Below are 14,144 nucleotides of genomic sequence, written 5' to 3'. Positions count from 1 at the left end.
TGGACGAACTTCATAAAATTGACAGTCTACATTCATCGTTGTATCTTTAGTTATATCATGTATTTAACGTATATTTAAGCTAGGGGGAACTATTATGCTTAGAACAGGTCAACTGGAATCGATTGCCTTCTTTGAGCATTCTCTTCAAAAGGCAAAAGCTTGTTCAAAACGCTTCATTTGTAAAGTGGAAAAAATAATGAATATCCATCCCCTAAGTGTTTACCATTTTTATCATGAATTGGGTTTTACTGAACGCTTTTATTGGTCAAACCAAGAAAACTCGTTAATTCTCACAGGAATTGGTACTTTAGTTCCTTTTCATCATAGTACAGAAGAACAGTATTCTGCAATAGAAAAAGAATGGAAACGCTTTGGAGAGCAAGTGTATATCGAGCAAGAAAATTGCTTTGGTACAGGACCGATAGCTCTTGGGGGTTTCTCTTTTTTTGATAACTATAAAAATGATCAAGATTGGAAGAATTTTGGTACCTCTCATTTCTATGTACCTAAATTAATGGTGACGGTTACAAACGAAGGGACATTCATCACCTCTAACTATGAAATTAATGAACAAACTACAGTAGAGGATTTATTGCTTCAATATAAAGAATATGATGACTTTTTAGAAAAGTTTGGTATGAAGCAACCGAGTTTTTCACAATCAGAATGTATTAACAAAGATGAATTTGAACCAAATGAATGGATTCAAAGCGTAAAAGAAGCAATTCATCAAATGAAAAACGAAGAATTAGAAAAAGTTGTTTTAAATCGAACTTTAAATGCAACCTTTTCTGCAGAAGTAAATTCAACAAATGTAATTTATGAATTAGAAGCAACAAGAAATGTTAACTATGTTATTTCTTATCAATTAAAAGATACTGTATTTATTAGTGCTACACCTGAGCGATTAATTTCTAAGAAAAATAATACAGTTTCTTCGATGTGTCTTGCTGGATCTGCCGCAAAAGGAATAACTAAGGAAGAAAACACAGAAGCCGCCAATTGGTTATTAAATAGTAAAAAAAATAATGGTGAACATGCGTTTGTAGTAAACTATATTCGAGAAACGCTACAACAATATTGTAATGAATTATCAATACCTTCAACACCAAGAATAATGGCGACTAAAAGCTTATTGCATTTATTCACACCAGTTGAAGGGAAAGTATATAATCATGTTTCTTTATTTGAATTAATTCAAGCATTACATCCAACCCCTGCACTTGGAGGATTTCCTAAGGAAGAGGCATGTAAATTAATTCGTGAACTTGAACCTGTGGACAGGGGATGGTATGGAGCTCCGATAGGGTGGATTGATTTAAACGGAAATGGTGATTTTGCTGTAGGGATTCGTAGTGCCTTAATTAAAGAAAATAAAGCAAAATTGTATGCCGGTTGTGGTGTTGTACAAGATTCAAAACCAGAGGAAGAATTTTTTGAAACTGGTGTTAAGTTTCTGCCAATGCTAAATGCATTAGGAGGGTTACGAAATGAAAGATAATGAAGCACTAACAAAGTATATTGGTGCTCTTGTAGATGAAATAAGTGCATTAAATATTAAAAACGTTGTAATAAGTCCTGGATCACGCTCTACACCAATATCGATGTTAGTAAATGAGCATCCAAAATTAAAGTCATTTATTGCAGTAGATGAAAGAGGGGCGGCTTTTTTTGCTTTAGGAATCGCTAAAAGTACGAAACAGCCTACAGTTTTGATCTGTACTTCTGGAACAGCAGCTGCAAATTATATGCCAGCCATTTCTGAAGCAAAGGAATCTAGAATTCCATTGATCGTACTGACAGCCGATCGGCCACATGAGCTTAGAGATATAGGTGCACCACAAGCTATGAATCAAATTGGATTATACGGTTCATTTGTAAAAAAATTCATTGAGCTAGCCTTACCAGAGGCTTCGGAAGCTATGTACGAATATGCGCGTTCAAGTGTTAATCGACTGTACCGTTCATGTGTGACCGCTCCAATGGGGCCCGTACATATGAATGTGCCACTTCGAGAACCACTAGTTCCAAATTTTTCGATTGATGACTTATTCTCAGCAGGAAAGCGTAAAAATTCTGCTCACACAATACTTACTGAAACTCTAGCGACAATTTCAAATGAAACAAGTAATGAGTTTACCAAGCTTTTTCAATCAAAAAGAAAAGGCTTATTAGTTTGTGGACCTTATGTTGAAGAAGGCGCTTTAAAGAAGATTAAATCTTTAGGGAATTTATTAGACTACCCAGTTCTATGTGATCCTCTTTCAAATGGAAGAACGATTAATGGTAATGAAGACTCGAATGTAATTGATACATATGATACATTTCTTCGATTTGAAGACATTGTTGATTCGCTTGATTCCGAAGTTATCGTACGATTCGGGGCAATGCCTGTGTCTAAAACGTTTAGCCAATATATACAAAAGCAAAAAGATTGCGAGCTAATTGTAATTGATGAAGGAGACTTATGGAGGGATCCGACGTTAAAAGCAACGCAAATGATTTCTTGTGATGATATCCAATTTTGTAATGCAATTTTGGAGTCATATCAGAAGACAAATAATCAAGAATTAGATTGGTTGAATAAATGGAAAACAATTAATGAAAAAACAAAAAGTGGACTACAACAAGCAGAACAGTTTGATGAACTTTTTGAAGGGAAAATCGTTCAAGTATTAGCAAAAAATCTAATTGAAGAAAGTACATTGTTTGTTTCAAACAGTATGCCTATTCGTGATGTGGATACGTTTTTACATAATCAATCTAAAAAGTTAAAAATTGATTGTAATCGAGGGGTAAATGGAATAGATGGGACAATTGCAACCGCATTAGGGATGGCAGCAGCTGGAGAGAGTGTCACATTATTAATTGGAGATTTATCTTTCTATCATGATTTAAATAGTCTAGTCCTTTCAAAACTACATCATTTACCTTTAAGAGTGATTCTTGTTAATAATGATGGGGGTGGAATCTTCTCATTTTTACCTCAATCTAAAGAAGAAAAACATTTTGAAGACTTATTCGGAACTCCTTTAGGATTGGAATTCGAGCATGCAACTGCCCTTTTTGGTGGTGTTCATACAAAAATTCATAATTGGTTTGAACTTGAAGATGAATTAGCTAAAAAGAATAATGGATTACATGTAATTGAAATTCAGACAAATCGGAAAGAAAATTATGATCTTCATCAAAAAGTTTGGAGCATTGTAAAAGCAGAATACGAGAAATGAAATTAGGTGTTCTTGTTCATGGAAATTAAAATAAATGAGGTCACATATTCATACATTGAATCTGGCCAAGGGCAAACTATATTATTATTGCATGGTTTTACAGGTTCAAAGGAGACATGGGGAAGTTTAATAAGTAAACTAGAACGAAACTATCATGTAATAGCAATTGATTTATTAGGACATGGAAAGACAGATTGTCCGAAAAATGATGAGCGGTACAGAATGGAATTTGCTGCTAAAGATTTACATGATTTTTTAGAACAAAAGCAAATTGATTCTGTGCATCTATTAGGCTATTCAATGGGTGGTAGACTAGCCCTCTATTTCGCTTTAGCCTATCCAACAAAAATTAAATCGCTTATTTTAGAAAGCTGTACGGCTGGTCTTAAAACTGAAAGTGAAAGATTAGCTCGAATCGAACAAGACAATCATTTATCTTCAATGATCCTAAATGAAGGTATTGAAGTATTTGTTAATTATTGGGAAAACATTCCGTTATTTTCAACTCAAAAGAATTTGCCATCAGATTCACAACAAAAGATTAAACAAGGAAGATTAAATCAGTCACCAATTGGCTTAAGTAATAGTCTAAAAGGGATGGGAACGGGCATTCAACCATCTCTATGGGGTGACTTGAAGCAATTTAAAAAACCGACTTTATTAGTTTGTGGAGAATATGATGAAAAGTTTTGTTTAATAATGGGGAAAATGAACGAGAGGCTAGAAAATAGCGAAATTATTAAAATTCCACATGCAGGCCATGCAATTCATGTGGAACATTCGAAAAAATTTGCTACAATAGTAATTGGGTTTTTATTGAAAAGTGAAAAGGAGGAAATTTCATGACTATTGAATGGGTACAAGAAAGAAAATATGAAGAAATTTTATATTCTACATATAATGGAATTGCTAAAATTTCAATCAATCGTCCACACGTACATAACGCATTTACACCATTAACAGTATCAGAAATGATTGATGCTTTTGCTTATGCAAGAGACGACGAAAAAATTGGTGTTATTATTTTAACAGGTGAAGGTGGAAAAGCATTCTGTTCTGGAGGAGACCAAAGTGTTCGCGGACACGGTGGTTATGTTGGACAAGACCGCATTCCTCGCCTGAATGTATTAGATTTACAACGCTTAATTCGCGTTATTCCAAAACCTGTAATTGCAATGGTAGCTGGTTATGCAATTGGTGGAGGTAACGTATTAAACGTAGTATGTGACTTAACAATCGCAGCTGAAAACGCTAAATTTGGACAAACTGGTCCTAAGGTTGGTAGCTTTGATGCTGGTTATGGCTCTGGCTATTTAGCTCGTATTGTTGGGCACAAAAAAGCTCGTGAAATTTGGTACCTATGCCGTCAATATAATGCACAAGAAGCATTAGATATGGGCTTAGTTAACAAAGTAGTACCATTAGAAGAATTAGAAGCTGAAACAGTTAAATGGGCTGAAGAAATGCTTGAAAAAAGTCCAACTGCACTTCGCTTCTTAAAAGCAGCAATGAATGCAGATACAGACGGTTTAGCTGGACTTCAACAGCTAGCTGGAGATGCTACACTTCTTTACTACACAACTGAGGAAGCAAAAGAAGGCCGCGATGCATTTAAAGAAAAACGTACACCTGATTTCGATAAATTCCCACGTTTTCCTTGATTTGAAAGAAGATAGAAGCTTGATGAGAAATCATCAAGCTTTTTTTGCACATTAAATTTGCAACGGAGAAGAAACCTTAATGTAGTTGCTCATTTTATGAATTAAGTATAAGTATAACTACGCATCTCTCCGTCTAAATGCTCACCAATAGGAGAGCGTTTTTAAAATAAACTTTTGTAAATTTTGATAATAGTCAGGAAGTGTTTTTGATGAATCAAATTCCGAATTTTTTGCTTGAGAGAGTCAGATTAACTCCTAATCGAATAGCAATTGCAACAGATGGGGAAGAAATTACGTTTAAGGATTTACATAATCGAGTTATAAATCTTGCTTATAAATTTCACCATCTTGGCATAAAAGACGGATCCCACGTTTCGGTTTTAATGAATAATTCCATTGAATTTATAGAAGTTGTTTATGCACTTCATTATATCGGGGCAACATCAATTTTACTGAATATAAGATTAAGTGATGACGAAATAGTCTATCAATTAGAAAATAGTGATTCTGAATTTTTGATCGTAGCCAAATCAAATACGGTGAAGATTCCTGAAAATATAAAACTGTTAAATATAAATGAAATAGAGAACAGTAAATCAAAGGAATTTCCGATTAAGTCTAATTTTGATGGTGATAAAATCGCAACTATGATGTACACCTCTGGTACAACAGGTTTCCCAAAAGCAGTTTTACAAACTTATTTTAATCATTGGAGCAGCGCAATTGCCTCAGTATTAAATTTAGGATTAGATCATAAGGATGTATGGCTAGTCTGTTTGCCAATGTTCCATGTAGGTGGTTTATCTACTGTATATAAAAGTGCGATTTATGGCATGAAAATTGTGTTAACGAATAAAGCAGATGCACATACCATTAAGGACTGTGTCAAAAAGCATAATGTAACAATTCTATCTGTCGTAACAAAAGTATTAAATGACATTTTGACAATTGTTGAGGGTACAAATGAATTAAACAATGTAAGGGCAGCTTTACTTGGTGGAGGACCTGCTCCGTTACCTCTTTTACAAAAGGCAAGAGCATTAAATGTGCCAGTCTATCAAACATACGGCATGACTGAAACTTGTTCACAAATTGCAACGCTTTCTCCTGAATATATGCTTTCTAAAATTGGTTCGGCTGGTAAAGCTTTATTTGGATGTACGCTAGAAATAAGAGACGATCAACGAACTTGTTTACCAAAAGAAGTAGGAGAAATTGTAGTGAAGGGACCGAACGTGAGCAAAGGTTATTATAAACTTACTAAGTTAACTGATTCATCTGAGTATCTATATACGGGTGATTTGGGTTATGTAGATGAGGATGGTTTTTTATTTGTAGTTGACCGTCGAAGTGACTTAATTATTTCCGGTGGAGAGAATATATATCCAGCAGAGATTGAATCAGTATTATTATCGCATCCAGATATCATTGAAGCTGGTGTAACAGGCAAAGAAGACCCAAATTGGGGAAAAGTACCTGTTGGATTTGTTGTAAGTAAATCCTCTAATCCTCCGTCACAAGAAGAACTAATCGAGTTTTGTCGAGATAAAATCGCAGGGTATAAAATTCCAAAAGAAATATTTTATGTAGACAACTTACCAAGAAATGCAACAAACAAGTTAGTTAGAAGAGAGCTACTTAAGCTTCTATAAGGGGAATAAACATGTTGATAAGGCAAATTGAATTATTTTTAATAGAACAGCCTCTAAAAGTACCTTTTAAAACAAGCTATGGTACATATGAAAAACGTGAAAGTATTATTGTTAAAATTTTAGATGCTAATGGAATATGTGGTTACGGAGAAGTCGTTGCTTTTTCAGAGCCTTGGTATACAGAGGAAACGATTCAAACTGCACTTCATACTTTACAGGATTTCTTTATACCGATCTTATTTAAAAAACAGTTTAATCATCCAAGTGATGTCGCTACACGATTCAATCAATTTAAAGGCAATCAAATGGCTAAATCTGGGCTTGAAGGTGCAGTTTGGGATTTGTATAGTAAACTAAATTCAATCAGTTTAGCACAAGCTTTAGGGGGCAATAAGGCAGAGATACCAGTTGGGGTTGTAATTAGTATAGACGAGCCAATAAAAATGTTGAAACAAATTAGTGCATATATAACAGAAGGCTATGAACGATTTAAAATTAAAGTTTCAAAGGAAAATGATTACGAAATTGTCTCAACTATACGAAATAGCTATCCAACAATCCCTCTAATGATTGATGCCAATTCAGATTATTCAATTGAAGACATTCCGAAACTAAAAAAATTAGATGAATTTAATCTGTTAATGATAGAACAGCCCTTCGGCGACCGACAATTCATCGAGCACGCCATTCTTCAAAAGGAAATTTCTACTCCAGTTTGTTTAGACGAAAGTATTTGTTCATTAGAGGATATTCAAATAGCATATGAATTAAACGCTTGCAAAATTATTACCGTAAAGCCTGGAAGAGTCGGGGGATTAACTAAATCAATTGAAATTCATGATTATTGTGTTGAAAAGAATATTCCAATTTGGGTTGGAGGCATGATTGAAACCGGGATTTCAAGAATTCAAAACGTTGCATTAGCATCTCTTCCCGGATTTACAATACCTGGAGATATTTCGGCTTCATCTAGACATTGGGAGCATGATCTCATTTTTCCAGAGGTAGCTTTAATAAATGGAAAAGTTAAAGTACCAGTTGGCCCTGGTTTAGGGGTAGAAGTGGATGAAGAGAGAATCCGAAGCATTTCTAAAAAGATTTATAAATATACTTCTTTAGTTGAAATAACTAAGTAAAAAAATACGATCAAATTAAACTTGTTATTCATTTCAAGTTTCTTTGACCGTATCTTTTTTTGTTTCTTTATTTATTTTATCAGGTACTGGATCATATCCACCTGGATGTAGTGGGTGACACTTAAGTATTCTTTTAGTCGTTAAATAAGATCCTTTAAGTGCACCATGGGTTTGTATTGCCTCTAGTCCATAACTAGAGCAAGTAGGATAGAATCTACATGATGGTGGCGTTGCAGGTGAAATCCATTTTTGATAAAATCTAATGATTCCAATTAAAATTTTATTCATATACAAACCTTTCGTCTGCTAGAATTATTTCTCATCATGGTTATTTTTCATTTTTACGTCTTCTAGCTTATCGACTTTATGTTGGACACCATAGCCTTTATTTACAGTTAGAACGAAAGCACCGAATACAACAACGATAATAATTCCACTAACAACAAATACTCCAGTCATACTATATCCTCCTAAATAGTTATACTACTATGATATAGTATACTGTCCAATTTGCAAGGCAATCAAATATTTTCATAAAGTTTCAGGAATATTATTTCAATAATGATGAAACATTTTAATAGAAATAGTACAATGGAAAAACAAGTATGAATGTAGGAAGGTTAAAATGTACATATTTAAAGATTTTTACCATAATACAGTTGAATTATCGTTTGAGAAACATCCATTTTCACCCGCTCCAAAACATGTTTGGGTTATTTGTAAATACAATGACCAATGGTTACTTACAGACCATCAAAGAAGAGGATACGAATTCCCAGGCGGAAAAGTCGAGGAAGGTGAATCACCTGAAGAAGCAGCTAAACGTGAAGTTTTAGAAGAAACAGGTGGAAATGTATCTAAAATTAATTATTTAGGGCAATACCGTGTTACAGGTAAGGATAAAATTATCATAAAAAATATTTATTTTGCCGAAATAGGAGAACTTTTAACACAAAAGCACTATTTTGAAACAAACGGCCCTGTATTGTTAGACGAATTTCCACCAAACATAAAAAAAGATCGCCGATTTAGTTTTATCATGCGCGACGAAGTATTTTCACAAAGTTTAAGTTACTTAAATACTAAGAAAAGCTCACTTTTATAAGTGAGCTTTTTTAGTGTTTCATTATAAATTTTACATCGTAATATAAGATTCATGAGTAATCAATTATCATAATTTTGCTTTTGTACTTACTCATGAAGCCTTTATGAGTAACCAATTATCATGTTTTTGTTAATATAGATACTCATGAAGTCCTTATGAGTAACCAAATATCAAGTTTGTGCTAATATACATACTCATGAAGCCCTTATGAGTAACCAATTATCATGTTTTTGCCTTTGTACATACTCATGAAGCCCTTATGAGTAACCAATTATCATGTTTTTGCCTTTGTACATTCTCATGAAGCTCTTATGAGTAACCAAATATCAAGTTTGTGCTAATTACTTACTCATTGAGCCCTTACGAGTAACCAAATATCAAGTTTGTGCTAATATACATACTCATGAAGTCCTTATGAGAAGCCAATTTATCTTTTTTGTTTTTTAAGTTGATGTTCAATCTTAATTAACTTACAAACTGATTAAAAAATTACTGTTAGTGTACTCTAAGTAAAGGCTATTTGATTATTTTTTATTGCAGACTTCTTTTTGATGAATAAGTTGATTGGAACGGAGGGGTGCTCGACTCCTATGGGATAAGCGGGAAGGCTGAGACCCCGCAGGCTCGCCGAGGAGGCTCAGGTCTCGCCCCATGGAAAGCGAGCATCCTGTAGTGGAAATCAACATCACTCTACTCCTTTATGAAAATTTGGTAAGTTAATTGACAAGGTTGTTTTTCAACAGCGTGGAAAAAAGCTCACTAAATTAAGTGAGCTTTTTTATGTTCCTATACTTTTTCTCATATTACTCCAAATTACTTCTTTATTGTTTTTCTCTCAATATATTCAACAATAATATACATCAAAGCAGCACATACACTTATGATTAATACGCTCATTAGAACAAGAGTGAAATTAAATACTTGGAAGCCATATACGATTAAATAGCCAAGACCGTTTTTTGAAACTAAGAACTCTCCGACAATCACTCCTACCCAAGCTAATCCGACATTTACTTTTAATGTTGAAATGACGGTAGGTATACTAGCAGGAAAGATGACATTTTTAAAGATTTGAGTTTTTGTAGCACCAAAACTTTTAATCACTTTTACGTAATTTTCATCTACCTGTAAAAAGGCTTGATAAATTACCAGCGCTGTTATGACAAAGCTTATAATGATCCCCATTGCGATTATGGACGAATATGAGGGGCCAAAAATGACGATAATGATTGGACCAAGAGCGACTTTTGGCATGGCATTAAAGACTACTAAGAATGGATCAAGTACCTTTGAGGCAAATGGATACCACCAAAGTATGATTGCCAGAATGATCCCAAGAATTGTTCCTAAAATAAATCCAACGAGTGTTTCAGTGATAGTTGTCATAGCATCATGATAAATAGAGCCATCTCCTAATTTTGCACGGAGTAAATCGAAAATTTTAGTAGGTGAACTAAACAATAATGGATCAATTATTTTTCGATGACTTAAAAGCTCCCAAGCTATAAAAAAGATAATTATAATTAATAGTTGGACGAAAAATATGAGTAGCTTTTTGCGTCGATTTTTTTTGATGATACTGGCGTGATAAGATTTTAGTTCGTCATTTACTTTATCCACGTTTCTCCAACTCCTTCCAAATCGCAGAAACATAAGAAGAAAAGAGTGATTGGTGTCGTGTTTCAAAAGGAGAGCGAATACGTAATTCTTCTGGTAAATTGAAAATTTTTGATATTTTTGTAGGAGCATTTGTTAGTGTAATAACCCGATCACACATAGCTACCGCTTCTTCAATATCGTGAGTTACTAAGATAGCAGTAGTATTTAACTTCTTAAATAAATTGAAAACTAATTCTTCAAGCTTTACTTTATTCTGATAGTCTAGAGCGGAAAATGGTTCATCTAATAATACAATTGATGGGCTTGTAGAAAGAGTTCTCACTAATGCAACGCGTTGTCTCATCCCACCAGATAATTCTCTTGGATACGCATTTTCATAATCCTTTAATCCAACTTCCTTTAGCAATTCTAGCGTTCGATTTTTATTTTCTTCGGTATCCTTATCTAGAATCTGAAGACCTAGAAATATATTTTCTTTAATTGTTTTCCAAGGGAATAAATAGTCATGCTGAAGCATGTAACCAATTTCTCCCGATTTTATATCATAAGGCTTACCTTTAAACTTTACTGAACCGTCATATGGTGTAAGTAATGAAGAAATGATCGATAAAAGTGTGCTTTTTCCACAGCCACTTGGACCTAATACAGATACAAATTCACCTTTTTCAACTTCAAATGTTAAGCCATCCAATATTTTAATTGCCTTTTCCTTCGATAAAAATACATGAGAAATATCATTAACTGTTAGATAACTCATTTTGTTAACCTACTACTTCTCCGTAGATTTTTCGGCAAATTTTGTATCAACTAAAACTGAGTGTGGAACTTCTTTTGGTAATACACCAGAGTTCTTCATAATCTTTTGAAGATTATTCCACTCATCTTCTTCTAATATTGGATTTGTTGAATAAGAATTTTGAGACTTATAACGATCGATAACTTTAATTGAAATGTCTAAAGGTGTATCTTTAAAGAATGGTGCAACGCTTTTTGCAATCTCTTCTGCAGAATGAGTATCAACCCATTGTTCAGCTTCATAAATTGCATCTGTAAATTTTTGAGCTGTTTTAGCATTCTTCTTCAAATAACTTTCTTTTGCGATAAAAGCAGTGTAAGGAACTTTTCCAGACTCCAAGCCGAATGAAGCAACAATTTTACCTCTTCCTTCTTTTTCCATAATACTTGCTGTAGGTTCAAACAATTGAACATACTCACCAGTACCTGAAGCGTATGCATTCGCAATATTTGCGAAGTCAATATTCTGAATAAGGTTCAAATCTTTATGTGGATCGATCCCATGTTTACTTAAGACATATTCGCCAACCATTTGTGGCATTCCACCTTTTCTTTGACCTAAAAATGTTTTGCCTTTTAGTTGATCCCAATTAAATGGTACAGTTTGATTTCTAGCTACTAGAAATGTTCCATCAGTTTGAGTCAATTGGGCAAAGCTTTTTACTGGATCATTTGCGCCTTGAGCGTATACATAGATAGTTGTTTCTGGCCCAACTAATCCGATATCTGCACCGTTTGACAATACAGCAGTCATCGTTTTATCTCCACCAGCAGTAGTTGTTATTTCAACATCCAATCCATGCTTTTTGAAGATGCCTTCACTAATGGCCACATATTGAGGTGCATAAAATAATGAATGCGTTACTTCTGCAACTCTCACTTTTGTGGTACCATCTTTAGGTTTATCTTTCGAACATCCACCTAAAATAGAAGCAACTAATAAAAACAAAATAACGAGCCATTTGATTTTCATTTAATCCCTCCTAATCGAAAATATACAATTAGCCTATGCAATAGGAGAAAATGGGTGAATGCGGAGTACTGACTGTGCTAAAATCGCCCGGTTATCTAGGGTGTACAGGATAAGCTGGTTAAAAAAGAAAAACCGCTCTTACTTCCTTTTTAGGAAATTAGAGAGGTTTTTATCTACTCTTTGAAAAATAGTTTCTAGTATCTTCACGTATTTCGTTAGGCAAAACACTTTCTAATTCTTTGTTTAACCATGACAGTGTTTTACTGCGTAAATACTCATGCATTTTTTCTTCGGCAGAGAGCATGACTAAATTAATTGTGCAGGTGGCACTAGGAGTGCAACCTTTTTCTCTAAAAAGATAGCCGTTATCTTTAATATTTTTACATTGAAATATAGGCTTAGAACCTTCAATTGCTTCAATTACATCCCAAAAAGAAATTTCTTCTGGAGATTTAGCTAGTTTAAATCCACCTTTAACTCCTGGAACTGAACTGACAATACCAGCCTTAGATAGCTTGCTAAAAATCTTTGAAAGATATGTATCTGAAACACCTTGAAAGAAGGAAAGGTCTTTTATTCCAATCGGAGAATCTTCTGGAGTGTCAATTAGATAAACAAGGCAATGAAGTGCATACTCAACTCCAACGCTATACTGCATTAAAACACCTTCTTCATAAATGAGATTATTTTTAATTAATCTTAGAAATGTTTTATTTCTTTGTCAAACATTTACTTTTTAGGAGCAATTCTAAGTTAAAAGAAGTTTGACAGAATGAAATAAACGTTTTAATATGGATAATATAAATCGGCGATTAAATTTGTCGCTAATTTATGTATTTCCAAAAACGACATTTAATTTAATTATTTTTAGAATTTACTTTTTTAGGGGGAATTAAAATGGAAAAACAAATTAATTATTCAAAATTAGCACCAGAAGCACTTAAAATAATGATGGAAATGGAAAAATTTATTAAAGCAACTGGTATAGACCATAAACTTCGTGAACTTATTAAAATTCGCGCTTCACAAATAAATGGTTGTGCATTTTGCCTTGACATGCATACTTCTGAAGCGAGAGAAATAGGAGAAACTGAACAACGTTTATACTGTATTAGTGCATGGAAAGATTGCGATTTTTACACAGATGCAGAAAAAGCAGCTTTAGAGTTAACTGAGCATATTACACAAATTTCGAATAAAGGTGTATCTGAAGAACTATATAATCGTGTAAGTAAACACTTTAACGAAGCAGAATATGTAAATCTTGTATTCATAATCAATCAAATTAACAGTTGGAACCGTATCTCTATTTCTATGGGGAATAGACCAGCTGAAAAATAAGAATCTAATGAAAAAATAAAAAATGAGCCGAAGATTGGCTCATTTTTTTCAATTCTTATTAATATTTTGTACTTTTAAAACATCGCTTTTTATTAATTTATTTTTATTAGAATAAATTTTTATAGTGTAGAGACCATTGTTATTTTTAAGATAATTTTTCTGATTTATTGTCATATTTGAGGTAGCTATAGAACTAGAGATATTAAAAACCGCTCTACCATTTATAATTTCGTATACTTCATTATGATTTATTTCTTCAATATTGATTCCAAATATTGATTGGACTTTTTTAGGTAGTAGGATTTCTATTCGAGCATTTTTTATATCGTTTTTATAACGATCTGGTACTGATAAGGCCAAATAATATTCAACTCCATAAAGTAATTGATTATTCGTAGAATCTTTGATTTCATAATACCTTTTGGATAATGATTCAATAATGGGTTCACTTTCTTTAGAAGATAGTGAATCATGCTTATCTAATTTTTTAGAAGAAGAACTAGTATTATATAAAAAAAAGGTAGTTAATAAAATTGCAGTAAATGAAAAAATCAGGGTTAATATCTTTAAGGATCTCATTTTAATCCTCCATTTAATTCGATTAATAACTGGTGATTATTAATGATGTTCA

General features: G+C 33.3%; 15 protein-coding genes. 8 read left to right on the top strand and 7 right to left on the bottom strand.

All coding sequences use genetic code 11. The features are described 5' to 3' along the window. Positions 1 to 94 precede the first annotated feature (94 nt). From BED47_RS17865 to menC, 6 genes are all read left to right on the top strand, one after another. Entirely contained in the window at positions 95 to 1,501 is a 1,407-nt protein-coding gene (locus tag BED47_RS17865) for an isochorismate synthase (RefSeq protein ID WP_069034762.1), read from the top strand. Beyond that, entirely contained in the window at positions 1,491 to 3,230 is a 1,740-nt protein-coding gene (menD, locus tag BED47_RS17860; protein ID WP_069034761.1) for a 2-succinyl-5-enolpyruvyl-6-hydroxy-3-cyclohexene-1-carboxylic-acid synthase, read from the top strand. Before BED47_RS17865 ends, menD begins: the two co-directional genes overlap by 11 nt. 18 nt (positions 3,231 to 3,248) lie before the next feature. Further along, positions 3,249 to 4,076, top strand: a complete 828-nt coding sequence (gene menH, locus BED47_RS17855) for a 2-succinyl-6-hydroxy-2,4-cyclohexadiene-1-carboxylate synthase (RefSeq protein ID WP_139116371.1) — start codon at positions 3,249 to 3,251, stop codon at positions 4,074 to 4,076. Continuing rightward, complete coding sequence (gene menB, locus BED47_RS17850; RefSeq protein ID WP_056473277.1) at positions 4,073 to 4,891, top strand: 1,4-dihydroxy-2-naphthoyl-CoA synthase; 819 nt, start codon at positions 4,073 to 4,075, stop codon at positions 4,889 to 4,891. Before menH ends, menB begins: the two co-directional genes overlap by 4 nt. A gap of 209 nt (positions 4,892 to 5,100) precedes the next feature. Continuing rightward, positions 5,101 to 6,543 (top strand): o-succinylbenzoate--CoA ligase, encoded by a 1,443-nt coding sequence (locus tag BED47_RS17845; protein ID WP_069034760.1) that lies wholly within the window; start codon positions 5,101 to 5,103, stop codon positions 6,541 to 6,543. Between the two features lie 11 nt (positions 6,544 to 6,554). Beyond that, positions 6,555 to 7,679: an o-succinylbenzoate synthase gene (menC, locus tag BED47_RS17840; protein WP_069034759.1), complete on the top strand. Its 1,125-nt coding sequence runs from the start codon at positions 6,555 to 6,557 to the stop codon at positions 7,677 to 7,679. Between the two features lie 33 nt (positions 7,680 to 7,712). On the opposite strand, the gene yidD is transcribed toward menC, so the two are convergent. Together yidD and ytzI are read right to left on the bottom strand one after the other, a co-directional pair. Continuing rightward, positions 7,713 to 7,967, bottom strand: coding sequence for a membrane protein insertion efficiency factor YidD (gene yidD / locus BED47_RS17835; RefSeq protein ID WP_069034758.1), 255 nt, complete (start codon positions 7,965 to 7,967; stop codon positions 7,713 to 7,715). A gap of 24 nt (positions 7,968 to 7,991) precedes the next feature. Then, complete coding sequence (gene ytzI, locus BED47_RS23470; protein ID WP_088013603.1) at positions 7,992 to 8,138, bottom strand: YtzI protein; 147 nt, start codon at positions 8,136 to 8,138, stop codon at positions 7,992 to 7,994. A 166-nt stretch (positions 8,139 to 8,304) separates the two neighbouring features. Between ytzI and ytkD the strand changes: the two genes are divergently transcribed. After that, positions 8,305 to 8,784 (top strand): RNA deprotection pyrophosphohydrolase, encoded by a 480-nt coding sequence (ytkD, locus tag BED47_RS17830; RefSeq protein WP_069034757.1) that lies wholly within the window; start codon positions 8,305 to 8,307, stop codon positions 8,782 to 8,784. 813 nt (positions 8,785 to 9,597) lie between these two features. Here ytkD and BED47_RS17825 read toward each other — a convergent pair. The 4 genes from BED47_RS17825 to BED47_RS17810 all read right to left on the bottom strand — a co-directional run bounded on the left by BED47_RS17825 (position 9,598) and on the right by BED47_RS17810 (position 12,830). Further along, a complete protein-coding gene (locus BED47_RS17825) occupies positions 9,598 to 10,404 on the bottom strand; it encodes an ABC transporter permease (protein ID WP_069034756.1) in 807 nt (268 codons plus the stop codon). Continuing rightward, positions 10,397 to 11,161 carry an ABC transporter ATP-binding protein gene (locus BED47_RS17820; RefSeq protein ID WP_069034755.1) on the bottom strand — a complete coding sequence of 255 codons (765 nt, stop codon included), beginning with the start codon at positions 11,159 to 11,161 and terminating at the stop codon, positions 10,397 to 10,399. The genes BED47_RS17825 and BED47_RS17820 overlap by 8 nt, the downstream gene beginning before the upstream one ends. A 12-nt stretch (positions 11,162 to 11,173) precedes the next feature. Then, positions 11,174 to 12,166, bottom strand: coding sequence for an ABC transporter substrate-binding protein (locus BED47_RS17815; protein WP_439097795.1), 993 nt, complete (start codon positions 12,164 to 12,166; stop codon positions 11,174 to 11,176). Positions 12,167 to 12,341: 175 nt separating this feature from the next. After that, positions 12,342 to 12,830 carry an RrF2 family transcriptional regulator gene (locus BED47_RS17810; RefSeq protein WP_069034753.1) on the bottom strand — a complete coding sequence of 163 codons (489 nt, stop codon included), beginning with the start codon at positions 12,828 to 12,830 and terminating at the stop codon, positions 12,342 to 12,344. Between the two features lie 239 nt (positions 12,831 to 13,069). Between BED47_RS17810 and BED47_RS17805 the strand changes: the two genes are divergently transcribed. Continuing rightward, entirely contained in the window at positions 13,070 to 13,513 is a 444-nt protein-coding gene (locus BED47_RS17805; protein ID WP_069034752.1) for a carboxymuconolactone decarboxylase family protein, read from the top strand. Positions 13,514 to 13,561: 48 nt separating this feature from the next. Here the strand turns inward: BED47_RS17805 and BED47_RS17800 are convergent, their stop codons facing one another. Continuing rightward, positions 13,562 to 14,092: a hypothetical protein gene (locus tag BED47_RS17800; protein ID WP_069034751.1), complete on the bottom strand. Its 531-nt coding sequence runs from the start codon at positions 14,090 to 14,092 to the stop codon at positions 13,562 to 13,564. Positions 14,093 to 14,144: the final 52 nt, after the last annotated feature.

It is taken from the genome of Gottfriedia luciferensis (assembly GCF_001712755.1).
GTDB lineage: Bacteria > Bacillota > Bacilli > Bacillales > Bacillaceae_G > Gottfriedia > Gottfriedia luciferensis_B.
This window is presented reverse-complemented; position numbering and strand designations above follow the sequence as displayed.